The organism is Cryobacterium sp. (assembly GCF_025463825.1).
In the GTDB taxonomy this organism is placed as follows: Bacteria; Actinomycetota; Actinomycetes; order Actinomycetales; family Microbacteriaceae; genus Cryobacterium.
In genome coordinates this window covers 1-24,396 of sequence record NZ_JAODBG010000107.1, presented here as the reverse complement: position 1 = coordinate 24,396, position 24,396 = coordinate 1, and the positions used below count along the sequence as shown (strand labels likewise).

The window sequence follows — 24,396 nt, the reverse complement described above, 5'->3', positions numbered from 1 at the left end:
GACCGCGCGAACAGTCAATGGCGCGCGTCCACGATCCGCTCCACTCGCACACAAGCACCCACGCACAGCCAAAAGGAGTTCGACCCATGAAAAGGATACTCTTCGGCGCGACAGCAGTCGCGACCGCCTTGCTTCTCGCCGGATGCTCCACCCCAGCAGCAGAATCCGACAACGCGCCAGCAGAACCCCTGGGACTGAAGATCGGCTTCCAGACCAACGGAGGCCAGACGCCTCCCTACGTCGCCACGGAAGAGGGCATCTTCGAGGAGAATGGACTCGACGTCGAGCGCGTCGAGTTCCAAGACGCGACCTCGATGATCGCCGCGCTCGAACGCGGTGACGTTGACATGATCTCGACCATCCCCGGTGGCCCCCTTGCCGCACGCGGAGCCGGATTCGACTTGAAGGCCGTCATCCAGAACGAGGCGGCGAAGTACGAGGCACCCGACTCGGGCACGATCATCGTTCAGGAGGACAGCACCATAGAGACGCTCGACGATCTCGAAGGTGCCACGATCGGCATCGCCGGCGGCGTCAAAGGCCAGCTGACGGCGGGAGCAATGTGGGCCATGCAGGAAGACGGCATCGATACCGCGTCGATGACGTTCGTCGACGCGCCGTTCCCGACACACCTCGACATGCTCAAGTCGAAGCAAGTCGACGCAGTGATCACAATCGATCCGTTCACCACGAGCATCTTGCAGTCGGGAGTGGGACGAGTGCTCGACTACCCGTACCTGATGTCTAACCCCGGTCAGCCGCTCTCGGCATGGTGGGCACCGGGGGAGTGGATCGATGAAAACCCTGACCTCGTCAAGATGTTCCGCGACTCGCTCAAGGCCTCGATCGACTGGCTCTACGAAGAAGAGGACCGCGCGCGTGAGACGGTCGCCGAGTTCACGGGCCTCGACCCGGCTCTGGTCGCCGAGATGCCGCTCAACAACTGGTCGTACAACGTCGACGAGCCTGCGTGGGAGAAGAACATCGAGATCCTCGTCGCTATGGAAGCACTTCCGGAAACGCAGGATCTCGACGACATCTTCATCGACGCCATGAAGGATGATGTGGCCGAGTCAGCGTTGGGACGGTGACCGGCGATGACTGAACTAGCTGCATCGATCGAGTGGAACACGTCGACCCACGTGTGGGACGAAATCGTCGATGAGCCGATGCGTGCGATCTACTCGGCCTACCAACGGCCGCTGGGGATCACCGCTCGCCCCGCTGTTCTCGCGATCGACTTGTACAACAAGGTGTTCGCAGGAGGCGACCTGCCTCCGCACTCACTCCAAGACCGGTTCCCTTCGAGCTGCGGCGCGTTCGCTCATGCCGCGGTAGAACCGATCTACCGCATCCTGACGACCGCGCGAGAGCTCGACCTCCCCGTCATCCATCTAACCGCGAGTCGGTCGGGTTCGGACGCCGTCGCAACGAACAGGCAGACCGGTCGGGATGAAGCTCGCGAGGGCGACCCGTGGGAGTTCCATCGCCGGCTCGCCCCCGTTGCCGGCGAGGTCGTCGTGCAGAAGGAGCGCGCGAGCGCCTTCTACGGCACCCAGCTCCTCGCCGAACTGGTCATGCGGGGAGTGGACTCGTTGATCGTGGTCGGTGAGAGCACCTCTGGATGCGTACGAGCCTCGGTCGTCGACGGCTACTCGAACGGGTTCCACATGACTGTCGTCGAGGACGGCGTGTTCGATCGGTCGTGGCTCAACCACCAGGTCAACCTGTTCGATCTGCACCACAAGTACGCGGATGTCATCGACTCGAGCGATCTTGTGCCCATGATGCGTGCAGCAGTTCACACGAGGGAGCTGGCATGACATCAGAAGTACCGGCTTGGGCCAGAACCGGGCCGATCCCGTATCGCAGTGCGCGCACGCCAGCCGGGTGGACGCTACCCGGCGACGCACGCTTGGCTCTCTGGATCATCCCCAACATCGAGTTCTTCCCCCTCGACATGCCGATCCCCGGCGGCACGGGCAAAGTACCCGATGTGATGAGCTTCTCGTCGAGGGAGTACGGGGCACGCGTAGGTTTCTATCGCGTGCTCGACGCGATCCAGGAAATCGGGGCACTCGGAACGGCGACTGTCAACTCGTCGGTCGTCGAGGCGTACCCCGAGTTGGTGCAGGCCATGAGCGAGGCCTCATGGGAGGTCATGGGACACTCCATCACCAATTCCCGCCGCTTGAGCGAACTGAGCGAAGAAGAAGAAGGGCTCGAGATCGCTGAAGTTACCCAGACGCTCACGGATGCTTTCGGACGAGCGCCAGCGGGTTGGCTCGGAGCTGGCCTCACCGAACGCTGGACGACGCTCGACCGCCTCGTGGAGAACGGCTACTCGTACGTCGCTGACTGGGCGCTCGACGACCGGCCGAACACCGCGCTCGACGGAGCGCTTGTGACCGTGCCCTACCCGCTCGAGGTCAACGACAAGCCCGCATTCGACTCGCGGTTGATGACGCCGGACGAGTTCGCCGGTACCGCCATTCGCACGTTCGATGTACTCCTGCGCGAGAGCGCCGACGAGCCGAGGGTCATGGCAATCGCCTTGCACCCGTACCTCATCGGCGCACCACACCGCATCGAATCCTTGCGCCGGCTGCTGGGGCACATGCGCGAAGCAGAAGGCGTGTGGTGGACGACGGGCGGCGAGATCGCGTCACGGTATCGAGAGGAGACCGGACGGTGAAGACCGGTATCTACGTTCCCATCCCGCACGTCACGGCCCATTCGCCACGACTCGCCGCCGCGACTGCGGCAGCTCAACGGCCGCTCGCGCCCCTAGAGGTCGACCCAGCGTTCACTCTCGCACGCGACAGCGTGCTTGAGGCTGAGCGGCTCGGGTTCGATCTGGCGCTCTTCGCCGAACGTCATCTCGGACCGGACCTCGAGGCGTGGGTGCTCGGGGCGGCGGTCGCGTCGCACACGTCGCGCATCCAGATCATGCCGGCATCCAATCCGGACTTCTGGCATCCGAACATGCTCGCCAAGATGGCCGCGACGCTGGATCGCATCGCGCCTGGCCGTAGTGCCATCAACTTTGTCACCGGATGGAGCAGAGACGAGCAGAGCTACTTCAGTTCTGTGCGGCATGACAGTGACGAAGCGCGCTACTCTCGAGCCGAGGCCTTCATCGACACGATGCGGGCGACCTGGTCGGCCGACCGCGACACTCCCGTCGAGGTGGTGGAGGGCGCCGAATTCTATCCGGCAGCGCTACCGCTTGCGACGGCCGGCGAATTTCCGCCCATCTACGCTGTGAGCCGATCGGAACGTGGTCTGGACATGGTGGCCAAGAGCGCCGATCACTGGTTCGTCGATTGGGGCTCCGGGTTTGACCGCACCTTCGACGAGGTTCTCGAGTCGGCGCGCGTTTCGATCGATCAGATGCGGGAACGCGCCGCGCACTATGGCCGGGAGGTCGGACTCTGCGTCAGCGCGTTCGTGCTGCCCGCTGCTACCGAGGAGGAAGGCTGGCAGCGAGTCGACGAGTTGCAGGCGCGTACGCGCAGCACGACACCTCACCTCGTCGGGCCGCAACTCGGCGCTATGGGTGCGCGACTCGTCGGGCCGCCGAGCCTCATCCGCGATCGCATCGACCGTTTCCGCGAACTGGGTGTCGAATTCTTGCTGTGCAAGTACGTTCCCGATGTCGACGCCCTCGATGAGCTCGCAGACATTGTCTCGCCGATCGCCGTGGTGTCGTGACGACCCCGCATGCGGTCGTCACCGGTAGCGGTCAAGGCATCGGCGCCGGGATAGCGGCGACGCTCGCCGACGAAGGCTGGCACGTGTGGTGCGTCGATATCGACGTCAGCAACGCTCGTGCGGTCGCCGATGCGATCGCCGCGTCGGGCGGATCGGCGACGGCGGTGGGATGCGACCTCGCTGACCCCGATTCGATCGCGGACATCTGGGCTCAGCTCGATGCCGCATCCGTCGTCGCGACAGGCCTCGTCAACAACGCTGGCATCTTTCCCCGGTCAGCAGCAAGGGAAATCACGGTGCACGACTGGAATCGCGTGCTCGCCGTGAACCTGACCGGCGGCTTCCTCATGGACCAGGCCTTCGCGCGTCGCCTCGGTTCAAAATCGGGAGCCATCGTGCACATCGCGTCGGGCCAGGCATTCCGACCGGCCGCGCTCGGAGCCCACTACGCCGCTTCCAAAGCGGGCGTCGTGAACCTGGTGCGGGCGCTCGCCGCGGAATGGGGACCAGAGGGCATCAGGGTGAACACCGTCGTGCCCGGCGTGGTCGACACCGCGCAACCGCGGGCCGTCATGACTGACGACGACTTGGCCGCGCACGCTCGCAACAACCCGCTACGACGACTCGCCATGCCCGACGACATCGCCGCCGCCGTCGCCTTCCTACTTTCCCCGCGTGCCGCGTTCATCACCGGCCAACAGCTCGCCGTCAACGGCGGCGCGATGATGCTCTAGGCGCTAGTGTGAACCGAAATTTCCGCAGTCCCAGCGCGTTCACGTTGCTGCGTGGCCCGAACGGCGAGCAGATTCTCGCCATCACATGTCTCATCGCCGCGACCCAGATGGTGTGGGGCATCCTCGTGCCGATCCTCCCTGCCTTCGCGAGTGAGATGGGGATCAGCGCAGATCTTATCGGCATGCTCGTAGCCGGTTTCGGCATCGGCCGCGTGCTCGCCAACATCCCCGCGGGGTTGCTGGGAAGGCGGGTTAATCGCGCGAGCCTGCTCGTGATCGGCGCCCTTGGAGTGGTCGTGTTCTCCGCGCTCAGCGGGCTCGTGGGTTCCTTCGAACTGCTGCTCGCATTGCGAGTGCTCACGGGTGTCGCGGGCGGCATCGCGATCACCTCTGGGCAAACACTCCTCGCCGATAGCGTCGAGAGAACCTCTCTTGCGCGGGCCATGGCGCTGCTCCAAGGTCTGCAACTCGCCGGAGGAGCGGTAGGGCCAGCGCTTGGCGGCCTCGTCGCTACGACGTTCGGGATGCGCGCTCCGTTCTTCGTCTCCGGCGCCGTGTGCTTCGCCTTCCTCTGTTGGATCGTTCTGCGACGGCGGCTGTGGCGCTCGCTCTCGGAAGTGATCGCAGTCGCCGAACCAGCCGCGCCGGTAGGAGGGCCTCGACGAAGCACGAGTTTCGTGGCGGTATGTGCCGTCGGCTTCTCCGTGTTCTTCAGTCGCTTCGGAGTGCAGCAGACACTCTTGCCGTTGATCGCCTATCAAGCCCTGGGCTTCTCGGTTGGCACGCTAGGCGTCCTGTTCAGTGGCATGGCAGTGCTCAACATCGTTTGCGCGATCTTCCTCGGGGGATTGTCCGATCGGGTCGGGCGCAAGCGTGTGATCGTCGGTACCCTCGTCGCGGCGGGAGCCGCTACCGTGGCGTTCGCGTTGCCTATGCAGCCCGTGCTCTTCATCGGTCTCATGCTCGCGTTCGGTCTAGCGACGAGTATCGGAGGGCCGGTGCCGGCGGCCTACGTGGCGGAGATCGCGGCGGGATCGCGGCGGGGACCCGCCATCGGTATCTACCGCACGTTCGGTGACTTGGCGGGAATCGTCGGTCCGATCGTGATCGGTTTAGTCATCCATCTATTCGGATTCACGGTTGCTATCGTGGTGTCCTCGGTCGTCGCCTTCATCGCCGCACTCGTCTTCGCACTGCTTGCTCGCGAGACGGTGACACTTTCGCAGCGACAAAAGGGGGGAGTCGGATGGCGAGCGAAGCGATCCTCACGAAAGCGCGCGACCAATGAAGGGCGAACGTAACAGCGTTCTGCGCCGGGTCACCGACCTTATGCGCGCCGCGATCTTGGCGGGCGCGATGCCCGGTCTTTTGCCGTCGGAGTACGAATTGCAAGCGAGCTACGGTGCGAGCCGCAACGTCATCCGTGATGCATTGTCGGCACTGCGAAGCGAGGGGTTCGTCGAGCGGCACCAAGGCACGGGCACTTTCGTAGTCGGTCAACGCTTCGGACATCGGGTCGACAAGATCGAGGGTTTCAACCCGACAGATAGCGGTGTGGAGCTTGCTCGCGAGCCTGTCGAGTTCGCTTTAGTCGAGGCGGCACCGATCGTGCGATCGATGCTCGGCCTCGCTGAAGGTGCGCAAGCGGTGATGATCGAACGACTCACGCTCGCCGACGGCGAGTCGGCGAGCTACTGGACGTCCTACCTTCCTCCGGATCTCGAGGACGTCATGCATCGGCTAGGTCCGACGGATTCCCTGCACGTGGTGATAGGTGCAGTGGCAGAAAGCGAAGTGGTGGAGGTTCGGTACTCCATGAGCGCCGGAATCGCCACGCAACCGATCGCCGAGGTGTTGCGCACAGTGGAAGGGGCGCCGATACTCCGTCACGAGCGCCTATCCATCCTGGAGGATGGTCGCGCGGCGGAGTGGGCGGTCGGATGGGCCCGGGGTGATCGTTTCACGTTCCATTCGGTGCGGCGAAGCTAGCTGTACTGGGCCATAACCTGGGTGACACTTCTGGGCTTGTGCAATGGGAGAACCTCCGGGCTCAGTGGAGGGGTCTAACGCCGTCACAAGCACCGGAGGTTCCCATGGGTCACCCTAATCCGCCGTTGACCATGCGCGGGAAACTTATCCTCAGCCAACGTGTGGTTTTGGATAAGCGCCCCGTCGCCCACGTCGCCAAAGAGCTCGGCATCTCACGCCCATGCGCCCACCGCTGGGTGCGCCGCTACCGAGAATGTGGCGCAGCCGGTTCATTGGAGCCCCGCTGCCAAGGCGAATGAGAGTCGCAGAAATACACTCGTGTGTTCAGCGTCTTCGCGATCTCGAGGTGCCGAGCCATCTCCGTGCCCTGATCCCAGGTGATGGAGCGCATCAGCCCGGGTGGTAGATCCTCCATCCTCGCTTTCAACGCTGCGTGGAGTGCGTCGCTGTCGCGCAGCGGCGGGTGGAGAAGGCGAACGAGTCGGGTCTGTCGTTCGACCAGAGTTCCAATGGCCGAACCCTGATCGCGACCGGTAATGAGATCACCCTCCCAGTTGCCCGCCTGAGATCGATCTTCAGGAGGAAATGGGCGCTGGTGAATGGTCAGCATGGGCTGCTGGAATCGTGGACGGTGGCGCTCTCCACGCTGGTGAGCGCGCCGGTGGTCGCGTCCGGTCCGTAGCGGTGACCGCCGGAACGGTGCCAGCCGGGATGGGCGCATGAGCGCTGATCCTGGTTGTTAGAGCGCGTCGGCGGTGGTGGCGGGCACGGCGCGCAGTCGCCCGCTGGTGGGCGTCGAAGGGACGGTAGCCGTGACCGGCCGTGGTGTTCCGTCGCAGCTCACGGGAGATTGTTGACGGTGCTCGCCCAAGCGTCTGGGCAATCTGCCGAATGCTCACCCCGCTCTGGTGCAAATCAGCGATGCTGATGCGTTCGTCCTGCGAAAGGAACCGGGTACTGATCGTTCGCACCGTCAACCGGTCCAGCGGAGGCACAAACCCCACAAGCACCCCGTTGCGATACTTCTTCTGCCCGCTGGCCCAGTTCGTCGCAGAAGACCGGGACACCCCCACCTCCCGCGCTGCCGCTCGGATGCTCCATCCGCGCGCCCTGAGCTCCATGAACTTCTCACGTTTGGCCGACTGCGGACGACGCCCCGGCCCCTTCTTCACACGCCGCGATGACGATGACGACATGCCCTCCATCCTTGTGGAGGTGTTGCAATGACGGCTTGAAACCACCCGAGCGTTACTGGCCTACTTTTCGAAGAGCGCTGACACGGTGCTTCCCGGCTGCACCGGCGGCGCCGCATCGACCTGAGGCAGCCCAGCCGGTGCTAGGCCGTCGAGGTGACGCCGCCGTCTTGTGAACTCACCGTGGTCAGGCAGACGCTTCACTATTGGCTTAGGGGCGGCGCGCGAGATCTCGACCGGCTCAACCGGTGGTGGACGGCATGCGGACCGATGCAGAACTCCTGCTGCATCCGTCGAAACGGCCTGTATTCAGCTGTTTCGGACACTTGTGGAGATTTTGCAGGAGTTGCGCATCGGGGCCCCTGCCAGCGGGGCGCTCGATTGGGGCTAAGTGGTCAGGGCTCCGGCCGGGCCGACCGAAAGGATGCGGTTGGTGCCGGACTCGATGACCAGGGTGGCCACATCCGCTCGGCCGGCGGGGAGGACGCGGATGGTGACCCGGCCGGCGTCGACGGTGTCGAGCACGTCGGCGACGGTGCGGGCCAAGGCGGGCAGGGCGTCGGGCGGGGTGTCGCCGCTGTCGTCGAGCACGGTGACCTCCACGCCGCGCTGCCGGGCGTTGGCCACGGCGGTGATCACCGGTTCGAGGAACAGCACCCGGCCGCGGATGGCGTCGCGGAGGCCCGCCTCGATGAGGAGGCACTCGGCGCGTTCGGCGTCGGTGAGGGGGCGCGGCTCGGCGAGGCGGTGCAGGGTGGGCTGGGCGAGAGCGTTGACCCGCCTCAGCTCGGCCTCACGTTCCTCGATGGCGGCGACCAGGGTGGCGTCGCGGGTGGCCCGGGCGATGTCATTGGCGGTGAGCACCCAGAGGGTGCGTTCGGTGCGGTGCAGGCCCACCACGAACAGAGTGCCGGCGAGCAGCGTGCCGGCATGCCGGCTGATCAGGTTGACCGCGGCCAGCGGCGACTGGGCGGTGGCCATGGCCCAGCCCACGGCGAGGGCGGCGAGGCCCAGGTAACCGAGCCAGGCCCAGCCGATCTGCCCGCGGATGCCGAGCACCACGAGAATCAGGGTGATCGCACCGAGGTGCCAGTGCGCGAACGGGGCGGCGCTGTTCGGCGGCAGGTAGGCGAACATCAGGATCGCGCCGACGGCGCAGAGGCCGAGGATCAGGGCCGCCCGCGGGCGCGGGAAGGGTTCGTCGAAGCCACGCACCAGCGCCACCCACGCCGCCACCACAATCGGCAGGAAGGCACCGAGCACCAGCTGGGTGGGCCGGCCGGGCTCGAGGTCGATCACGGCGAGCAGGCCGTGCACGAGTACGAACAGGGCCAGGATGCTGCGCGTGGTGACGGCGGACAGGCCGAGGGTCTGGGCGAGGGAGGGCGGCTCGACGGGGTCCAGGGCCGCGTCGACAACTCGCCGGGGCACCGACCGGCGGTCGATGAAGCCGGGAGCGCTGCCGGTGTCGCCGGGGTCGCCGGGGTCGCCGGGGTCGCGGCGCTCGGCGGGGTGGCGATCAGCGGGGTTCTGGTGCGCGGCCGAGCCGCGGTGGACGGCGGGAGACGGCTCGGCCGCGGCCGGGGCGGTACCCACGAACAGTCGTTCCGGCGCCCACACGATGATGACGTCGGTGCCGTGGCCCGGGGCTGAGCGCAGGTTCGCGGCGCCACCGGGCACCTGCTGCATCCGGCCGAGGATGCTCTGGGTGATGCCGAGGCGTTCCGGCGGCACCGCGGCCGGGTCGAAGCCCACGCCGTCGTCACTGACGGTGATCTGGCAGCCGTCGGTGGTGGAGAGCAGCGTGACGCTGCGGCGAACCCGGCGGGCCGGGCCGGAGGCGGCGCGCGGGCCGGCGGCGGCGTTCACTGAGTTGCGCAGCGCCTCCCCCGCGGCGCCCAGCATCGCCGCCACGGCCACAGCCGGCACGGTGCGTTCGATGACCGCACCGTCGCCGGGGCGGGCCGAATCGTCGACCCGCACGACCGCATCCGGGGCGATCTGCGCGGCCAGCCGGCTGAGCCGGCGGAGGAGGTCGGAGACCAGCACCACCGGTTGCACCGGCGGTTCGCGGAGCGCGTCGAGCTGCCGCAGGGTTTTCGCGGCGTGTTCGGACACCACCGGGAGCGGGCTGCGGCCGAGGCCGGCCATGAGCAGGGTGGAGATCACGCTGTCGTGCACAAGGGCGTCGATGCGCAGGCGCTCCTGCCGGCGCGCCACCCGGGCGGCCCGGCGGGCTTCGGCTTGCCGGGTGAGCAGGGTGGTGTCGTCCACCCGCGCGGCCGCGCGGCGGGCGGCCAGGGTGAGGGCCACGAACACGCTCACCAGAAGAAGCGAGTAGAGGCCGTCGGCCAGGCCGACCAGCACCGGCAGGTGCTCGGTGGTGGTCGCGAAGCGGATCGCGCCGCTGAGCCCGGTGGCCATCACCGTGAACGCCCAGGCCGTTCTGCGGCCGGCGAACGCGGCCACCGCCACGCACGGCACCCCGGTGTAGGTGATCACCCAGGGAATCTCGGCACCTTCGGGCAGCGGGCCGGCGCCGGCCAGCAGAAGGAATAGGCAGATCAGAATGTAGCTCGCGGCCTGGAGCGCGACGTTGCCCTGCAGCATCCACAGCGGTGCGACCCGGCTGCCGAGGCCCAGGAGAACGGGCAGACCGAATGCGAACAGCCACGCCGTCCCGGCCAGCATGGGAGTGGGGTACCAGCCCTGCGCGAGGAAGGAGCCGAGGGAGAGTGCGCCGAAGATAACGCTGGCCGCTGCGAGGGCGATGCAGAGCACGCGGGTGAGATTGGCGGTCGCCAACGGGGTCGGCCTGGCCGGGTCGGCGGGGTCGGCGGAGTTGGTGGGGTCGGCGGGCGCGGCCGGGCCGCCGGGGTCGGTCGGAACGGTCGGCTCGGTCGGCGCCGGCGTGATCATGACCGGCCGGGGATGGGCAGGATGCCGTCTTCCAGCGCCCGCTTGTAGAGGTCGATCTTGGTGTTCGCCGGCCGGCCGACCTTTTCGTACTTGGAGCGCACCCGGCGGATGTAGTCGACGACGGTGAGCTCGGACAGGCCCGTGTGCGAGGCCACCAGCGGCGCCTTCGCGCCGGCGGCGTAGAGGGAGAGCACCTCCCGCTCGCGCGGGCTGAGGCCGGCGTCGGCCAGGTCTGGGTCGCCATCCAGTGCCGCGGCCCACTCGGTGGAGGCGATGGTCTCCCCCGCCGCCGCGCGGGTCACGGCGTCGAGGAGCACCTCGGTGGGTTCGGACTTGCGCACCACGCCGAGCACGCCGCCGCGCGCGGCCGCCCGCATCAGCACGGCGTCGTCGCCGCCGGTGAACGCGAGCACCTGGGCGCCGGTGGCGCGCAGGCCCTCGACGTTGTCGCTGACGGTGGAGCCGTCGGAGAGCCGCAGGTCGAGGATGACCAGGTCGACCCGGCCGCCGGGCACCAGCGCCCGCAGCTCTGCGACGGTGGCGACGGTGGCCACCACCTCGATGTCGGGGATGGTGGCGAAGAGCCCGGCGAAACCGCGCGCCACGATCTCATGATCGTCGATCAGGGCGACCCGGTAGCGGTGCATGCGGTGCTCTTTCATGGAGCTGGTCGGAGTGCGGACGGGGGTGCTGCGTGGGTGGCACCTGTCCCCCGGAGTGGGTGCCCTGATAAGTAAGGGCTTTCGGCCCGGTCGGCGCTTCCCTACTCTGAGTGTGGGGAACAGCCGGGGGGCTGGCGTGGGGCGCTCTCGACGGTTCTCGATTGAGCGCCCCCGCTCCGCCGGGCCGGGCTTTCGCCGGTCATATCGGCTGCACCGGTCCGCGGCGACGGTTGTTCAGCACGCCGTGGCTCTCCTCGAGGTAGCAGGAGCCGCAGAGCGACTCGTAGGTCACCTCGACGCCGTCGATGGCAACCTGGTCGCCGTCGAAGACGAAGACCCCGTTGACCTGACGGCCGTTGAACACGGCCTTCCGGCCGCAGCGGCAGATGGTCTTGAGCTCCTCCAGGCTGTGCGCCACCTCGAGCAGCCGGCGACTGCCGGGGAACGCGACGGTCTGAAAGTCGGTGCGGATGCCGTACGCCAGCACCGGAACGTTCTCGATGATCGCGATGCGCAGCAGGTCGTCGACCTGGGTTTCGGTGAGGAACTGGGCCTCGTCGACGAGGAGGGCGCTGACGTCCAGGCCGCTCCCGGCGAGGGTGTCGGCGCGGTGCTCCTGGAACAGGGCGTACGCATCCGCCTCGGGGATGAGCAGGAAGTCGACGCCGCGGGTGACGCCCAGGCGGGAGAGGATGCCGCGGTCGCCCTTGGTGTCGATGGACGGTTTGGCCAGCAGCACCCGGTGGCCGCGCTCCTCATAGTTGTAGGCGGCCTGGAGCATGGACGTGCTCTTGCCGCTGTTCATCGCGCCGTATCGAAAATACAGTTTCGCCATTACCGCCGGTACCGCCTCTGCGTTCGTGTGGCGCCTGCTGCTGCCGGATTCAGCGTACTTGGCGGGGAGGGCGCTGCGCGCGCACCCCGAGCGGGGTGGCCGGGGTCGCGGTGGCGGGCAGGGTGTCGGCGGCCGGGTCGACAGGGCGCACGCCGTCGAGTTCGATGGTGAGCGAAGGCCGGCGCACGGTGACCCGCACGGCGCCGAACACCACCCGGATCACGCCGAGGTAGGGCCGCAGCAGCGCGCGCACCTTGCGGGGCGGCAGGTCCAGGGCGGCCTGGATGGTGATGGTGTCGATGTGCGCCGGGGCCGCGGCGGGAAGGCCGGCGCGGAGGCCGCGGGGGCTCTGGCCGAGGTCGGGGCGGATGGCGGCGGCGCGGGGGTTCGTCGGGGTGCCGGGCTGGGTGCGGGTCTGGGTGCGGCGGGGGGTGCCCGTGATCTGCACGACCAGGCTGTGCGGGTCGAAACCGGTGGCGGCGCAGAGGGCGCCGAGCAGCGCCGCGGTGGCGGCGCGTTGTTCGGCGGCGAAGACGGTGGCCCGGTGCTCCGGGTCGGCGACGACGAGCAGGCCGGGGGTGCCGCGTTCGGCCAGGGCGGCGCGTTCCCGAGCGACGACCGAGTCCAGCCAGGTGCGGTCGACTTCGGCCACGAGGGTGCGGCGCACGTCCGCGGCGAGCTGGCCGGCCTGGGCGATGTCGAGGGCGGTGACGGTGCCCGTGTCGAGCAGATCGGTGAGGAACGGGATCACGCCGGACTTCAGGGCGGTGACCTGCTGCTCCACCACGGCGCGGGCCAGCTGGCCGCGGGCCTCCTCGGTGCGGGCGACGATGGCGCGGCGGGCATCCGTTTGATAGAGCTTGATGGACCTGACGATGCGGCGGGAATACGCGGCGCCGGCCGCGGCCGGCGCCAGGATCTGGGTGACCGCGACGATCGCGTACACCGCGGCGGGCACGTCGGTGCGGTAGCTGCCGGACTGCGGAAGGGTGATGGCGATGGCGATGACGCTGGCGATGGCGCCGGAGAGGGCGATCTCCCGCCAGGGCCGGTAGGGTGCCAGGGCGAGAAGCAGCAGGCCGACGCCGATGGGGCCGAAGTCGTCTTGCACGACCTGGTTGCCGCCCCAGCGGCTGGCCGTTTCGAGGAGGTAGCCGAGCACGGCGAGGCTGACCATGACCAGGTGCATCCGGGCGCCGAACGGGGAGTGCGCCGGGCGGGTGGCGATGACCAAGGTCGCGGCGGCGGAGGCCATGGCGATCACGGCGAGGGTGGCCAGGAGGGGGGTGTGCACCTGGTCGGACTGCAGGACGGTGGCGATCACCGAGTAACAGAGCACGACCGCGCCGATGGCGGGGGCCAGCGGCCACGCGGCGAGGGTGCCCAGCGGGTCGAGGCGCTGCTGGGTGGGGCTGCGGCGGGTCACGGGGTGGCCTGATCGGCAGGAGTGTCCGCGAGTGCCGGTGTTGGTGCGGGAGCGGCCGGCGCGGGGGTGGGGGTGGGTGCGGGGGCATTCGCGAGTTGCCCGGTTGCGGACGAGTTGCCCTGCTGTGACGGGGCAAGTGGTCCGGAGGGGGGCAAGTCGGCGGAGAGGGTGGCGGGAACGGGGGCGGGAACGGGGGCGGGGAGGGTGAGCAGCACGGAGGTGCCGGCGCCGGGGCGGGACCAGATCACGACGGTGCCGCCGAGGCGTTCGATGCGTTTGCGCACCGACTGGCGCAGGCCCAGCCGGTCGTTGCCGGTTTCGGCTTCCATGAAACCGCTGCCGGCGTCGAGCACCATCACCGACACGTTCTCGTCGTCGGCGTCGATGACCACTTCGGCGGCGGCGATGCCGGCGTGCTGCAGCACGTTCACGAGGCATTGCTGCACGGCGAGGCCGAGCTCGCGGTCCTGTTCGGCGTCGAGGCGCCCGAGGGCATCCTTCTCGCCGGTGATGTCGACGACGAGGCCGCGGTCCCGGCTGCGGTCGATGGCTCGGTACACGGCGCTGGCCAGCCATCCGTCGCTGCCGGCGGGCGCCGCCGCGGTGCGCTCGTCGACGTGGGTGAGCCAGTCCCGGTCGGCGAGGGTGTGCAGGGTCTCCCGGATGCCGGCCTCGAGGCCGCGGCTGAGCGGGCCGGGCTTGGCGCGGGCCACCGACACGAGCTGGTTGAGGGTGGTGTCGTGCATCAGCGCGATCGCGCGCACGTCGAAGTCGTGCCGGAGGGTGCGGGCCTCGTCGTCCTGCACGGCCCGGTGGATGGCCGGCTGCGCGGCGCGACCGGTGCGGCGGGTAAGGCCGTCGAGCAGCATCACACCCACCAGCATCAGGTAGGTGACGATGGTGAACACGTCGGGCCGGTCGGGCACCGGGGTCTGCGACACGGCGAGGGTGGCGGCGACCTCCGCGAACAGGAAGCCGACCGTGCTCCAGAGCACGCCGACGAGAGCGCCGGAGCCGGCGCCGCCGACCATGATCAGGGCCATCTTGGGCAGGGAGATGAGGAACAGGTCTGACGAGGAGAACACACCGGGCATGCCCAGCACCGCGCCGGTGAACAGGTAGGTGCAGGCGGCGCCGAGCACCAGGTAGGCGATAGTGAGCGGCACCGTGCGCCACTTGGCGAGGACGGCGAGCAGGGCGCCCATGCCGACGATCGCGGCGATGGTGGCCAGCAGCCGGTCAGTGACCGGGGCCATGCTCAGCGCGAGCACCGAGGCGAGCGCGCCGGCCAGGCAGATGACGCCGAACCAGTGGGATGCGCGGGCCAGGGCTCGGCTCAGTGTTGCCTCAACCAGGTGCCCAGGTAACCCAAGTGACATTGCGCCCTCTCCGCCTCCGATTATCTCAGGTGTGCGGGATTCGGCGATCACCCGGGTGGGGGTCAGGTAGTCTTCAGCGCGGGTGGAGGGAATGGTCAGGCGGGGCGGTGGCGCTCGCGCCGGGGCCGCGCAAGGTCGGGCAACTCAAAACAGGGTGGGCGAGATTTCGGGGGGCAGTTCGGCTGCGATCAGGGAGCCGGCGGGCGGCCCATCCGCCCCGGTGGTGGGGCCGACGGGCGCGCCGGTGAGGGCGGTCGAGAGGATGCCGCCGGTGGCGGGGTCTTCGCGGCGGTGGCTGAGGCCGTGCGCGCGCATCAGCGGCTGGATGCGGCCGGCCAGCCACTGGCGGTACTCCTTGGGGGCGTAGCTGCCGCGTTTGAACATCTCCCGATAGCGGGGCAGCAGCTCGGGGTGGTCACGCTCGAGCCACTGGAAGTACCACTCCTTGACCCCGGGCTTGAGGTAGAGCGCGCTGTAGAGAACCCCGGTAGCGCCGGCGGCCTTGGCTTGGCGCATGGCCTCGTCGAGGTGTGCGCGGGTGTCGGTGAGGAACGGGAGGATCGGCATCAGGAACACCGAGCAGTCCATGCCGAGGTTGCGGATGGCGCTGACCGTGGCGAGCCGGGCCTTGGTGGACGGGGTGCCCGGTTCGACGGCCTGCTGCAGCTCGTCGTCGTAGATGGCGATGGACATGGCCAGGTCGACGGGTACCTGGCGGCTGGCCTCCCGGAGCAGGTCGAGGTCGCGGCGCAGCAGGGTGCCTTTGGTGAGGATCGAGAACGGGGTGCCGGAGTCGGCGAGCGCGGCGATGATGCCGGGCATCAACCGGTAGCGGCCCTCGGCGCGCTGGTACGGGTCGGTGTTGGTGCCGAGCGCCACCGGATGCTTGCCCCAGGTGGGCTTGGCGAGTTCTTTGCGGAGGATCTCGGCGACGTTGACCTTGACGATGATCTCGTTGTCGAAGTCCTTGCCGGCGTCGAGGTCGAGGTAGTTGTGGGTGGGGCGGGCAAAGCAATTGTGACTGACAACGCCGTTGGCGACGAAGTCCCCGGTGCCGGTGGTGATGTCGATCATGTCCATGGTGGCGCCGAGGTCTTCGATGGAGACGATTTGCAGCTTGGCGTCGGACTTCACGGCGCGGCCCGCGATGGACAGCTTGCGGTCGATGGCTGGGCCCACCAAGTTGAAGAACCGCGATCGCATCGGAAGGCCACCGGTGACTCGAACACAGCGAACCCCATTCCGCCTCGCCGCTTCCAGCACATGGTCGATACCCAAAGCCGCCATAGACGTCTGAATGTTGTCAAGGATTTCAACGTTCATGTTGCTGATGCGCAGTACCCCTTGGGAGCACGATCCCTCCGCGTCGAAGACCCCGGAGAGATAGCCCGCATGCCAATCGGCGTCGGGTGCTTCAGGCCATTGGATGAGTTTTGTGATCCGTTCGTAGTTGGCAGCCTTGCCCGAATAGATCGAGGCCATGGCCCGTCGGGTTCCGGAAGCTACAGCGAACGGGCGAGTCTGCGTCAGCACACCCTCCTGCTCAAGAAATAGGCGCGACCGGTTGAGGGCTTCCACATCGGCCAGCGCAAGCCTGAACAACCGCACTTTACTTCCGCCACCGGATCGCCTTGGGTAATCCCGGGAGATCATCATCCCGTCGCCTCGGATCATTCCGGTGAGATACCCGCGGCGGTAGTCGGGTTTGAAGTATTGGGGCTGCGTAGTTTCCGTCAGCCCGTTGAGTCCGAAACCAGTCAGCTTGTTGTTCGGCGTCAGGTAGGGACGCTGGTCCGCGCCGCTCATGGCGCCGGTGACGTACTTCCAGCCACGCTCAGTAAGGAAGCGGTGGTCGCCGCTGGCGACGATCTCGGTGCCGTCGCCGAGGGTGATCCGATAGCCGCGCTTGCGGGTGTTCCAGGCGGCGAGAACGGTGGTCTCTATATAACGTCGGTAGACGCCCTCGGTGCGGGTACCGATGATGGCCTCGCCTACACGCACTTCCCAGAGCGGCTTCTGCCGGCCGTCCGCCATCAGGATGAGGGTTTCCGGGCTCAGGCAGTAGGTGCACGCATGGGAGCAGCCCCGGTAGGGGTTGATGGTCCAGCCGAAGGGCATGGCGCTTTGGCCGGGCACCCGGTTGAGGGCTGACTTGGCGAGTACCTCGTGGAAGGTGATGCCGTCGAACTCGGGGGTGCGCACGCTGCGCACGAGGTTGTTCAGCCGTGCCAGTCCCGGGAGCGCCCCGGCCTGCTCGGTTGTCAGTTCCTGTCCACTCCAGCGCATGCGTCAAGTCGAACACATGTTCGAGTCGGATGCAAGCGCGGCGCGGTCGGCATCCGCTGAGGTGACGCGCGGGCAAGGCGCCGCTCCGCTGGTGGCGCGCCACCCGCGAAGCGGCGCCTGACCCGCGCAGCTCGTTGCGGCTGCCGGTTGGCCCGGAATCGCCCGTGCCGAGGGGGCGGGCGGCTAGGGGGTGGGCGGGGCGGACTCCAGGCCGAGGGGCTTGGTGCGGGGCATGTAGAAGGCCGCGGCAACGGTGGCGACCGCGGTGATCGCGAGCGCCAGGAACACGGCGGACGAGGCGGCCGTGATCGCCTCGGGGTCGTGGCCGGCGTTGCCGGGCAGCGCGTAGATGGCGTTGGCGACGGCGCCGAAGATGGCCACTCCGACGGCGCTGCCGATGGATCGGGAGAACATGTTGGTTCCCGTGACGACTCCACGTTCGTCCCAGCCGACGCTGGACTGGGCGGCGATCATCGACGGGGTCGCCACCAGGCCCAGTCCGAGGCCGATCACGAAGCAGGACAGGGCAACGGTGGCGACGGCGGGCGTGGCGGCGGTGAGCGCCAGGGTCGCGGTGCCGATCACGGTGATGGCCATGCCGATCAGCACCGTGGTGCGGAATCCGATCCGCAGGTAGAGCCGGCCGGACTGCGACGCGGCAATGGGCCAGCCGATCGTCAGGGCCGCGACGGCGAGCCCGCCGAGGATGGGAGTGACGCCCAGCGAACCCTCCAGGTAGGTCGGCACGAACGACGACAGCCCCAGCATGATGGCGCCCACGCCCAGACCGATCAGCGAACTCGTGAGCACCACCCGGCGCGAGAACACCCACATCGGCAGCACCGGTTCAGCCGCGCGGCGCTCGGCGAAGACGAAGGCGACCAGCAGCAGCGCGCCGATGGTGAAGACGCCGATGCTCTGCGGGGAGGCCCACGCCCAGGCCTGTCCGCCCTCGAGCACCGCCAGGAGCAGGGCGCTCAACGCGAGCATCAGCAGGGTCGCGCCGAGGTAGTCCACCTTGTGGGTGCGGTGCTCGACGGTCTCGTGGAAGGTGCGCATCAGCATCCAGGCCGCCAAAAGGCAGAGGGGGATGTTGATGAAGAAGATCCAGCGCCACGACGAGAATTCGGCGAACACCCCGCCGAGGGTCGGCCCGACCACGGAGGACACCGCCCAGACGCTGGCGAGGTAACCCTGGGTCTTCGCGCGCTCGGCCACGGTGTAGATGTCGCCGGCGATGGTGACCGACATCGGCAGGATCGCGCCGGCGCCCAGGCCCTGGACGGCCCGGAAGGCGATCAGCGCGGGCATGCTCCAGGCGAAGCCGCACAGGATGGAGCCGAGCAGGAAGATCCCGATGCCGAACAGGAGGATGGGCTTGCGCCCGATGACATCGGACAGCTTCGCGTACACCGGCACCGACACGGCCTGCGCGAGCAGGTAGATCGAGAACAGCCACGGGAACTGCGAGAAGCCGCCGATGTCCTTCACGATGGAGGGCACCGCGGTGGCGAGGATCGTCGACTCGATGGCGACGAGACCGGTCGTCAGCATGAGGGCGATGAGGATGGGCCCGCGTTCGGATCGGAAGCCGACGTCCCTTCTCTCGACACTCATCGGATGGACATTGCCCGGGTGTCGTTTTGGAAGGTCACTTTGGTCCCAAGTCCTGCGCGCCGCCGACTATTCCGGATTTTTCGCGATTCACCTGGGCCCTTGGCGGCGGGCGGGCATCCGCCGGCCCGCGGGGGTGCTTGCAGTGGCGTGACATCTGCGCAACCCCTGACTGTTGTGGAGTCCGACTTCTATAGTCATGGGCATGACCTCCTCGCACCGTGATGTCGAGCTTGGCCGGGCCAAGCGCTCAGGCGCTCAGGCGCTAGGCGCTCAGGCGCTCAGGCGCTCAGGCGCTCAGGGTCAACTGCTCCGGAGCGGGGGACCCGATCGGGCCGGAAGGTTGGTTCTCGCGCGCTGGATCGTCACCTGGATGAGGGTTTGTCCCAGCTCGCGGCTGTAGGCATCCACCCCGACCGTCAACTGGCCGCAGCACCAGAGGCTGTGCGGGCTGAGCGGGTTCCGGTCGACGATCGCCGGCGCACCGAAGCGCTCGCGCAGCTCCGCGGTCAGGGAGGCGTACCCGGGCGGGAACGTCTGGTCGCGTGCTTGAGGCTTCCAGCACGCAGAAACGCACGGCCGTGCCGCTGCGTGGGTCGGACGTCCACGTGCCCCACAGGTCCAGCTGGGCCGTGCGCCAGCGGCCGACTCGCACCATCCGCTCCCGTGCCTGATGCGCAACCAGGACCTCACAGCCGTGCTCCCTCAAATAGGCGGCGGCCTCCTCCTCGGACGCGGGCCATTCACCGCCCAATAGCGAGTCCACGAAGTCGATGATCGAAACGGATTCGTTCGAGGCGAGCGTCATCGGCTGCCCCCTCGGTCGTGACAACTGAGCACCTTCATAGCCGGCTTCCCCTCGGGCGAGCGAGCTTGCTGCTGAGATTCGCTCAGGATTATTCCAGCTGAGGCCCTCGTGCTTATCAACGGTCGGCGCGGGACGAATGCCCTGATGCAGGCACATCCGTCAAGGGAGTGACCGAAAATCGCGTCTCACCATATGGTCGGGGAATGAAACGCATCACCTACAACGGCCAGTCCCTGATCACCGGCACCGGAGTCTCTGACGCATTGGTGAACTACGTAGCCCATGTGGCAGCGATGGCCGCCGCGGTGGCGATCGATATCCCCGTCCTGGAGCCGAACAACACGGTGGTTCCGCACACGCTGCTCCTGAGCGCAGCGACCCAGCTCGAAGTGGCCGGCGTCGACGGCGTCACGGGCGCGGAGGAGAGCGAGCGGTTCCCCGTGCCGGCGCTGCCGCCGGTTGGCGGTCAAGCCAGCCCGATCGACAGCGCCGACATCGCGGCGAACGCACCGGTCATCGACGAAGATCCGATGGGTCTGATCGCGGTTCCTGAACCGTACTAGGGGGTGAGCCGGCCGGTGACGGGCTAGGCCCGACTGTGCAGGGTGATCTGGTAGCCGTCGGGGTCGGCGAAGGTGAACGTGCGGCCGAACGGGCCGTCGATCGGGTCGGACGTGATGGTGACGCCATCGGCGAGGAGGGTGTCGTGGACCGCCTGCGCATCGGGGGTGTGCAGCCAGACGCCGATGCCGAGGCCGAGTTGGGGCACCGAGTCCAGGTCGACGCCGGGCAGCGGCGAGCGCAGGGCGAATGCCGCCGGCGTGGTGCGGAAGTCGACCGCGTGGGGCGGGCCGGCCTGGCGGGTGAACCCGAGGTACTTCTCGTAAAACGCGGCCGATGGCGGCAGGTCGCGGACCTGCAGGGAGATGAAGCCGGGGCCGGATGACGTCATGGGATGCTCCTTGGTGTCAGATAGCTGACATGGTCAAGTGTATGTCAGAATACTGACATGAGTCAAGACGGTTCGGGAATCCAGTTGAAGACGTCTCTGGGCTACCTGGTGAAACAGGTCTCGAGCGTGCTGCGCTCGGAGATGGAAGCCGCCCTTCGCCCCCTCGGCATGACGATCACGCACTACTCCTGCCTGGAGTTGTTGCTCCAGCGGCCGGGGCTGTCGAACTCCGATCTGGCGCGCGGCACGTTCGTCACCCGGCAGTCGATGAACATCGTGCTGCAGAGCCTGGAGAGCGACGGGCTGGTCACCCGGCTCGACCGGCCGATCTCCGGGCGGGTGCTGCCCACCGAGTTGACCCCGGCTGGGCGGGAGCGCCTCCGGCTGGCCAGCGCCGCGGTCAAGGCCGTCGAGGACCGGATGAAGGGGTCGCTGAGCGCCCAGGAGGAGACCGTGTTGCGCGACCTGCTGCACCGGTGCGCGCGGTCATTGCGGGACGAGGATGCGTCGGCGTGACGCCGCGCCGCGGGGCCGGCCCGAGGTGCTGGGGGCTGAGGTACCGGGGCTGAGGTACCGGGGGGCGAGGTTCCGGGGGGCGAGGTGCCGGGGGGGCGAGGTGCCGGGGGCCGGGGTACGCGGGTGGGGCGCCGTTACGCGGGTGGCGCGCCACCCGCGTAACGGCGTGGGACCCGCGCGAGGCGCCTCGGCTGCGTTGCGGCGTGGGATCCGCGCCTCTACGTTCGCGGAAGCGGGCGCGTGACTTAGGCGGTCAGGTGCAGGGTCGCGGCGGTTCGGGCGAGGGAGGCGGCCGCTGCGGCGGGGTCCTCGGAGAGCTTGGTGCCCAGGCTCGGGATCATCTCGCGCAGCTGCGGCTCCCAACGGGAGTACTCCCCCGGGAAGCAGAGCTTGAGCAGGTCGACCATGATCGGCGCCGCGGTGGATGCTCCGGGCGACGCCCCGAGCAGGCCCGCGATGCTGCCGTCGGCGGAGGTGATGACCTCGGTGCCGAACTGCAGGATGCCGCCAAGCTTGGCATCCTTCTTCATCACCTGCACGCGCTGGCCGGCGGTGATCAACTCCCAGTCCTTGCCCTGCGCGGTGGGCATGAACTCCCGCAGCGCCTCGATCTTGGCCGCACGGGAGGCGAAGACCTCACCGATCAGGTACTTCATCAGGCCGAAGTTGTTCTTGGCCACGGCGAGCATCGGCACCAGGTTGTGCGGCCGCACCGAGAACGGCAGGTCGAACCAGGTGCTGCGCTTGAGGAACTTGGGGTTGAAGCCGGCGAACGGGCCGAACAACAGCGAGGTTTCGCCATCCACCACCCGGGTGTCCAGGTGCGGCACCGACATCGGCGGGGCGCCCACGGCGGCCTTGCCGTAGACCTTGGCCTGGTGCTGGGCCACGACCGCCGGGTTGGACGTGCGCAGGAACTGGCCGCTGATCGGGAAGCCGCCGAAGCCCTTGATCTCGGGGATGCCGCTCTTCTGCAGCAGCGCAAGCGCTCCCCCGCCTGCGCCGACGAACACGAAACGGGCCTCAACAGTGTTGACGTACCGGCCGACCAGGCTGAGCAGCTTGATCTTCCAGCTGCCGTCGTCCTGCTGCTTGAGGTTGGTGACCTGCTGGTTGACGTGCACCTTGACGCCGCGTTCCTTCAGCGAGTCGAAGAGGTAACCGGTGAGGGCGCCGAAGTCCACGTCGGTGCCCGACACCATCCGGGTGGCGGCGATCTTCTGCCTGGGCGTGCGCTTCTTGGTGATCAGTGGGGTCCACTTCCCGATCACAGCCGGGTCCTCGCTGTACTCCATGCCCGCGAAGAGGGGCTCGCCGGCAAGTGCGTCCCGGCGCTTGCGCAGGTAGTCCACGTTGGAAGCGCCGTGCACGAAGGTCATGTGCGGGGTGGAGTTGATGAACTTCTCCGGCTCGGGCAGCACACCGGTTTCCACGAGATGCGCCCAGAGCTGACGGCTGATCTGGAACTGCTCGTTGATGACGACGGCCTTCTCGGCCGTCACCGAGCCATCCGGCGCCTGCGGCATGTAATTCAGTTCGCACAACGCCGCGTGGCCGGTACCGGCGTTGTTCCACGGGTTGGAGCTCTCCTGAGCGAGCTCGCCGAGACGCTCAAAGACCTGAATGTTCCAGTCCGGCTGCAGTTCGCTGAGCAGTGTGGCGAGAGTGGCGCTCATTATGCCCCCGCCAATCAGGGCAACATCGACCTTGTCTGAATTCACGATCTAACTCTATCTCGCGTCACCGGGGCTCTTGCCGGGCCGGGCGGCGGCCACGGCGCGCAGGATAAGGTTGCCAAATGCACTCGACCGGAAGCCGCTTAGGACTGTCCCTTGGCATGATCGCCCTTGCCGCCCCCATCGTGGCGCTGGGCCTGTTCATCGGCACATTCGCGGCCGCGTCGGTCAACCCGGCGGCCGATCCCAACCCGCTCACCGGGCTGTCGTTCTACTCGAACCCGAAGTCCACCGCCGCCATCGCCGCCGCGGCCGCCGCGGAGACCGACCCGGACTCGGCAGAGGCCGCCACCCTGGCCAAGATCGCCGAGCAGCCGGCCGCGATCTGGCTGCTGCCGGAGAAGTTCCCGCTCGAGACCGTGCAGGCCGACGTCGCCAAGTTCGCGGCCGCCGCGGCCACGGCCGGCGAGGAGCCCGTCTTCGTCATCTACGGTATTCCCGACCGCGACTGCGGCAACCACTCCACCGGTGGCCTGTCGGAGACCGACTATCCCATCTGGGTGTCCGCGATCGCGGCGGCCCTCACGACCAGCCCGGCCGTGGTCATCCTCGAACCGGATGCGCTCGCGCTGGCCACGGAGTGCGGCAATGTGCCCCAGCGGGTGGAGCAGATCCAGCAGGGCGTGGCCACCTTCGCCAGCACCATCGCCACCGTGTACCTCGACGCGGGCCACTCCGACTGGGTCGACGCGGCCACCATGGCCGACCTGCTCAACCGGGCCGGCGTGCAGCAGGTGCGCGGCTTCGCCACCAACGTCTCCAACTACAACTCCAACGCCGCCGAGCAGAAGTTCGGCGAAGCCGTCTCCGCGCTCACCAACGATGCGCACTTCATCGTCGACACCTCCCGCAACGGCAAGGGCACCAACGGCGAGTGGTGCAATCCCACCGGGCGCGCCATCGGGGTCACCCCGGAGGTCAGCACCGACGAGGGCCTCCGCGACGCCTACCTCTGGGTGAAGCTGCCCGGGGAAAGCGACGGCACCTGCAACAACGGCCCCGCCGCCGGCGAGTGGTGGAACGAGCGCGCGTTGCAGCTCGCCGACGCCGCCGGATGGTAACCGTCCCCCATTTTCCCTGACGAGCGCCGGAACGCGTATGATTCTCAGGTATGTCGTCGTCTGGGGAAACACGTAGGGTCGCGGTGATCATCGAAGATGATGCGGACATCCGTCATCTGCTCGAAGCAGTGCTCACACAGGCAGGATTCGACGCCATCGCGACGAGCAATGGCCTCGACGGGGTGCGCGCGGTGCGCGCGTACGACCCGATCGTGACGACGCTCGATGTGAGCATGCCGGGCATGGACGGTTTCGAGACCGCCAAGCGAATCCGGGAGTTCAGCTCCACGTATCTCGTGATGCTCACCGCCCGCGACGAGGAGATCGACACCCTGCAGGGGCTCGAAGCCGGCGCGGATGACTACCTCACCAAGCCGTTCCGGCCGCGCGAGCTGCGCGCCCGCATCGACGCCATGCTGCGCCGCCCGCGGCTGGGCTCGGCGCAGGCCGACGCATGGATCGAGCGTGCGCTCGGGGTGTCAGTCGACGTGAGCCGGTCGGTGCAGCTGCTGGAGGCGATGGGTCGTGCGCGATTCCAGCGCGGCGACTTCGGGGGATCGGTCGCCACGTTC

21 protein-coding genes and 3 pseudogenes are annotated in these 24,396 nt (G+C 68.0%); 12 read left to right on the top strand and 12 right to left on the bottom strand.

Annotated elements, in window-relative coordinates; translation table 11 throughout:
* Positions 1 to 86: 86 nt before the first annotated feature.
* The 8 genes and pseudogenes from JWP54_RS13395 to JWP54_RS13360 all read left to right on the top strand — a co-directional run.
* Positions 87 to 1,091: an ABC transporter substrate-binding protein gene (locus JWP54_RS13395; RefSeq protein WP_297372879.1), complete on the top strand. Its 1,005-nt coding sequence runs from the start codon at positions 87 to 89 to the stop codon at positions 1,089 to 1,091.
* A 6-nt stretch (positions 1,092 to 1,097) separates the two neighbouring features.
* On the top strand, positions 1,098 to 1,823 hold the full coding sequence (locus JWP54_RS13390) for an isochorismatase family protein (RefSeq protein ID WP_297372877.1): 726 nt from the start codon (positions 1,098 to 1,100) through the stop codon (positions 1,821 to 1,823).
* A gap of 137 nt (positions 1,824 to 1,960) precedes the next feature.
* Complete coding sequence (locus tag JWP54_RS13385) at positions 1,961 to 2,695, top strand: polysaccharide deacetylase family protein (RefSeq protein ID WP_297372875.1); 735 nt, start codon at positions 1,961 to 1,963, stop codon at positions 2,693 to 2,695.
* Positions 2,692 to 3,714 (top strand): LLM class flavin-dependent oxidoreductase, encoded by a 1,023-nt coding sequence (locus JWP54_RS13380; RefSeq protein WP_297372873.1) that lies wholly within the window; start codon positions 2,692 to 2,694, stop codon positions 3,712 to 3,714. The genes JWP54_RS13385 and JWP54_RS13380 overlap by 4 nt, the downstream gene beginning before the upstream one ends.
* Positions 3,711 to 4,448 (top strand): SDR family NAD(P)-dependent oxidoreductase, encoded by a 738-nt coding sequence (locus tag JWP54_RS13375; RefSeq protein ID WP_297372871.1) that lies wholly within the window; start codon positions 3,711 to 3,713, stop codon positions 4,446 to 4,448. The genes JWP54_RS13380 and JWP54_RS13375 overlap by 4 nt, the downstream gene beginning before the upstream one ends.
* A gap of 8 nt (positions 4,449 to 4,456) precedes the next feature.
* Positions 4,457 to 5,749, top strand: a complete 1,293-nt coding sequence (locus tag JWP54_RS13370) for an MFS transporter (RefSeq protein ID WP_297372869.1) — start codon at positions 4,457 to 4,459, stop codon at positions 5,747 to 5,749.
* Positions 5,733 to 6,437, top strand: coding sequence for a GntR family transcriptional regulator (locus tag JWP54_RS13365; protein ID WP_297372867.1), 705 nt, complete (start codon positions 5,733 to 5,735; stop codon positions 6,435 to 6,437). The genes JWP54_RS13370 and JWP54_RS13365 overlap by 17 nt, the downstream gene beginning before the upstream one ends.
* Positions 6,438 to 6,541: 104 nt before the next feature.
* Positions 6,542 to 6,706, top strand: a pseudogene (locus tag JWP54_RS13360) (leucine zipper domain-containing protein); the annotation flags it as partial.
* Here JWP54_RS13360 and JWP54_RS17780 read toward each other — a convergent pair.
* The 10 genes and pseudogenes from JWP54_RS17780 to JWP54_RS13315 all read right to left on the bottom strand — a co-directional run bounded on the left by JWP54_RS17780 (position 6,682) and on the right by JWP54_RS13315 (position 18,754).
* A complete protein-coding gene (locus tag JWP54_RS17780) occupies positions 6,682 to 7,158 on the bottom strand; it encodes an IS30 family transposase (RefSeq protein ID WP_367274224.1) in 477 nt (158 codons plus the stop codon). The pseudogene JWP54_RS13360 and the gene JWP54_RS17780 overlap by 25 nt on opposite strands.
* 106 nt (positions 7,159 to 7,264) lie before the next feature.
* Positions 7,265 to 7,384, bottom strand: a pseudogene (locus JWP54_RS17775) (helix-turn-helix domain-containing protein); the annotation flags it as partial.
* Between the two features lie 90 nt (positions 7,385 to 7,474).
* Positions 7,475 to 7,633: pseudogene (locus JWP54_RS17770) on the bottom strand (helix-turn-helix domain-containing protein); the annotation flags it as partial.
* A gap of 384 nt (positions 7,634 to 8,017) precedes the next feature.
* Positions 8,018 to 10,549, bottom strand: coding sequence for a hypothetical protein (locus JWP54_RS13345; RefSeq protein ID WP_297372863.1), 2,532 nt, complete (start codon positions 10,547 to 10,549; stop codon positions 8,018 to 8,020).
* Positions 10,546 to 11,211: a response regulator transcription factor gene (locus JWP54_RS13340; RefSeq protein ID WP_297372862.1), complete on the bottom strand. Its 666-nt coding sequence runs from the start codon at positions 11,209 to 11,211 to the stop codon at positions 10,546 to 10,548. The genes JWP54_RS13345 and JWP54_RS13340 overlap by 4 nt, the downstream gene beginning before the upstream one ends.
* Positions 11,212 to 11,410: 199 nt before the next feature.
* Positions 11,411 to 12,046, bottom strand: coding sequence for a thymidine kinase (locus JWP54_RS13335; protein ID WP_297372861.1), 636 nt, complete (start codon positions 12,044 to 12,046; stop codon positions 11,411 to 11,413).
* Between the two features lie 49 nt (positions 12,047 to 12,095).
* Positions 12,096 to 13,472, bottom strand: a complete 1,377-nt coding sequence (locus JWP54_RS13330) for a hypothetical protein (protein ID WP_297372859.1) — start codon at positions 13,470 to 13,472, stop codon at positions 12,096 to 12,098.
* A complete protein-coding gene (locus JWP54_RS13325) occupies positions 13,469 to 14,851 on the bottom strand; it encodes an ATP-binding protein (RefSeq protein ID WP_297372857.1) in 1,383 nt (460 codons plus the stop codon). Before JWP54_RS13325 ends, JWP54_RS13330 begins: the two co-directional genes overlap by 4 nt.
* Before the next feature lie 144 nt (positions 14,852 to 14,995).
* The gene (locus tag JWP54_RS13320; protein WP_297372856.1) at positions 14,996 to 17,137 is read right to left on the bottom strand and encodes an intein-containing Rv2578c family radical SAM protein; all 2,142 of its coding nucleotides are present in this window, start codon (positions 17,135 to 17,137) and stop codon (positions 14,996 to 14,998) included.
* A gap of 183 nt (positions 17,138 to 17,320) precedes the next feature.
* Positions 17,321 to 18,754, bottom strand: a complete 1,434-nt coding sequence (locus JWP54_RS13315; protein ID WP_297372854.1) for an MDR family MFS transporter — start codon at positions 18,752 to 18,754, stop codon at positions 17,321 to 17,323.
* Positions 18,755 to 19,762: 1,008 nt separating this feature from the next.
* On the opposite strand from JWP54_RS13315, the gene JWP54_RS13310 reads away from it, so the two are divergent.
* The gene (locus JWP54_RS13310; RefSeq protein WP_297372852.1) at positions 19,763 to 20,122 is read left to right on the top strand and encodes a hypothetical protein; all 360 of its coding nucleotides are present in this window, start codon (positions 19,763 to 19,765) and stop codon (positions 20,120 to 20,122) included.
* 23 nt (positions 20,123 to 20,145) lie between these two features.
* Here the strand turns inward: JWP54_RS13310 and JWP54_RS13305 are convergent, their stop codons facing one another.
* Positions 20,146 to 20,511, bottom strand: coding sequence for a VOC family protein (locus tag JWP54_RS13305; RefSeq protein ID WP_297372850.1), 366 nt, complete (start codon positions 20,509 to 20,511; stop codon positions 20,146 to 20,148).
* Positions 20,512 to 20,568: 57 nt separating this feature from the next.
* Between JWP54_RS13305 and JWP54_RS13300 the strand changes: the two genes are divergently transcribed.
* Positions 20,569 to 21,027, top strand: coding sequence for a MarR family transcriptional regulator (locus tag JWP54_RS13300; RefSeq protein WP_297372848.1), 459 nt, complete (start codon positions 20,569 to 20,571; stop codon positions 21,025 to 21,027).
* 245 nt (positions 21,028 to 21,272) lie between these two features.
* On the opposite strand, the gene JWP54_RS13295 is transcribed toward JWP54_RS13300, so the two are convergent.
* Positions 21,273 to 22,748 carry a malate:quinone oxidoreductase gene (locus JWP54_RS13295; RefSeq protein ID WP_297372846.1) on the bottom strand — a complete coding sequence of 492 codons (1,476 nt, stop codon included), beginning with the start codon at positions 22,746 to 22,748 and terminating at the stop codon, positions 21,273 to 21,275.
* 77 nt (positions 22,749 to 22,825) lie between these two features.
* On the opposite strand from JWP54_RS13295, the gene JWP54_RS13290 reads away from it, so the two are divergent.
* On the top strand, positions 22,826 to 23,824 hold the full coding sequence (locus JWP54_RS13290; protein WP_297372844.1) for a glycoside hydrolase family 6 protein: 999 nt from the start codon (positions 22,826 to 22,828) through the stop codon (positions 23,822 to 23,824).
* 50 nt (positions 23,825 to 23,874) lie between these two features.
* Positions 23,875 to 24,396 (top strand): response regulator transcription factor (locus JWP54_RS13285; RefSeq protein WP_297372842.1); only part of this gene is annotated, 522 nt, incomplete at its 3' end.

Bases quoted from the DNA above. Each gene is read 5' to 3' on its own strand.
- JWP54_RS13340 (WP_297372862.1), bottom strand. From the start codon at position 11,211: ATGAAAGAGCACCGCATGCACCGCTACCGGGTCGCCCTGATCGACGAT.
- JWP54_RS13385 (WP_297372875.1), top strand. From the start codon at position 1,961: ATGCCGATCCCCGGCGGCACGGGCAAAGTACCCGATGTGATGAGCTTC.
- JWP54_RS13345 (WP_297372863.1), bottom strand. From the start codon at position 10,549: ATGATCACGCCGGCGCCGACCGAGCCGACCGTTCCGACCGACCCCGGC.
- JWP54_RS13325 (WP_297372857.1), bottom strand. From the start codon at position 14,851: ATGTCACTTGGGTTACCTGGGCACCTGGTTGAGGCAACACTGAGCCGA.
- JWP54_RS13315 (WP_297372854.1), bottom strand. From the start codon at position 18,754: ATGAGTGTCGAGAGAAGGGACGTCGGCTTCCGATCCGAACGCGGGCCC.
- JWP54_RS13395 (WP_297372879.1), top strand. From the start codon at position 87: ATGAAAAGGATACTCTTCGGCGCGACAGCAGTCGCGACCGCCTTGCTT.
- JWP54_RS13365 (WP_297372867.1), top strand. From the start codon at position 5,733: ATGAAGGGCGAACGTAACAGCGTTCTGCGCCGGGTCACCGACCTTATG.
- JWP54_RS17780 (WP_367274224.1), bottom strand. From the start codon at position 7,158: ATGCGCCCATCCCGGCTGGCACCGTTCCGGCGGTCACCGCTACGGACC.
- JWP54_RS13300 (WP_297372848.1), top strand. From the start codon at position 20,569: ATGAGTCAAGACGGTTCGGGAATCCAGTTGAAGACGTCTCTGGGCTAC.
- JWP54_RS13305 (WP_297372850.1), bottom strand. From the start codon at position 20,511: ATGACGTCATCCGGCCCCGGCTTCATCTCCCTGCAGGTCCGCGACCTG.
- JWP54_RS13310 (WP_297372852.1), top strand. From the start codon at position 19,763: ATGAAACGCATCACCTACAACGGCCAGTCCCTGATCACCGGCACCGGA.
- JWP54_RS13320 (WP_297372856.1), bottom strand. From the start codon at position 17,137: ATGCGCTGGAGTGGACAGGAACTGACAACCGAGCAGGCCGGGGCGCTC.
- JWP54_RS13390 (WP_297372877.1), top strand. From the start codon at position 1,098: ATGACTGAACTAGCTGCATCGATCGAGTGGAACACGTCGACCCACGTG.
- JWP54_RS13290 (WP_297372844.1), top strand. From the start codon at position 22,826: ATGCACTCGACCGGAAGCCGCTTAGGACTGTCCCTTGGCATGATCGCC.
- JWP54_RS13335 (WP_297372861.1), bottom strand. From the start codon at position 12,046: ATGGCGAAACTGTATTTTCGATACGGCGCGATGAACAGCGGCAAGAGC.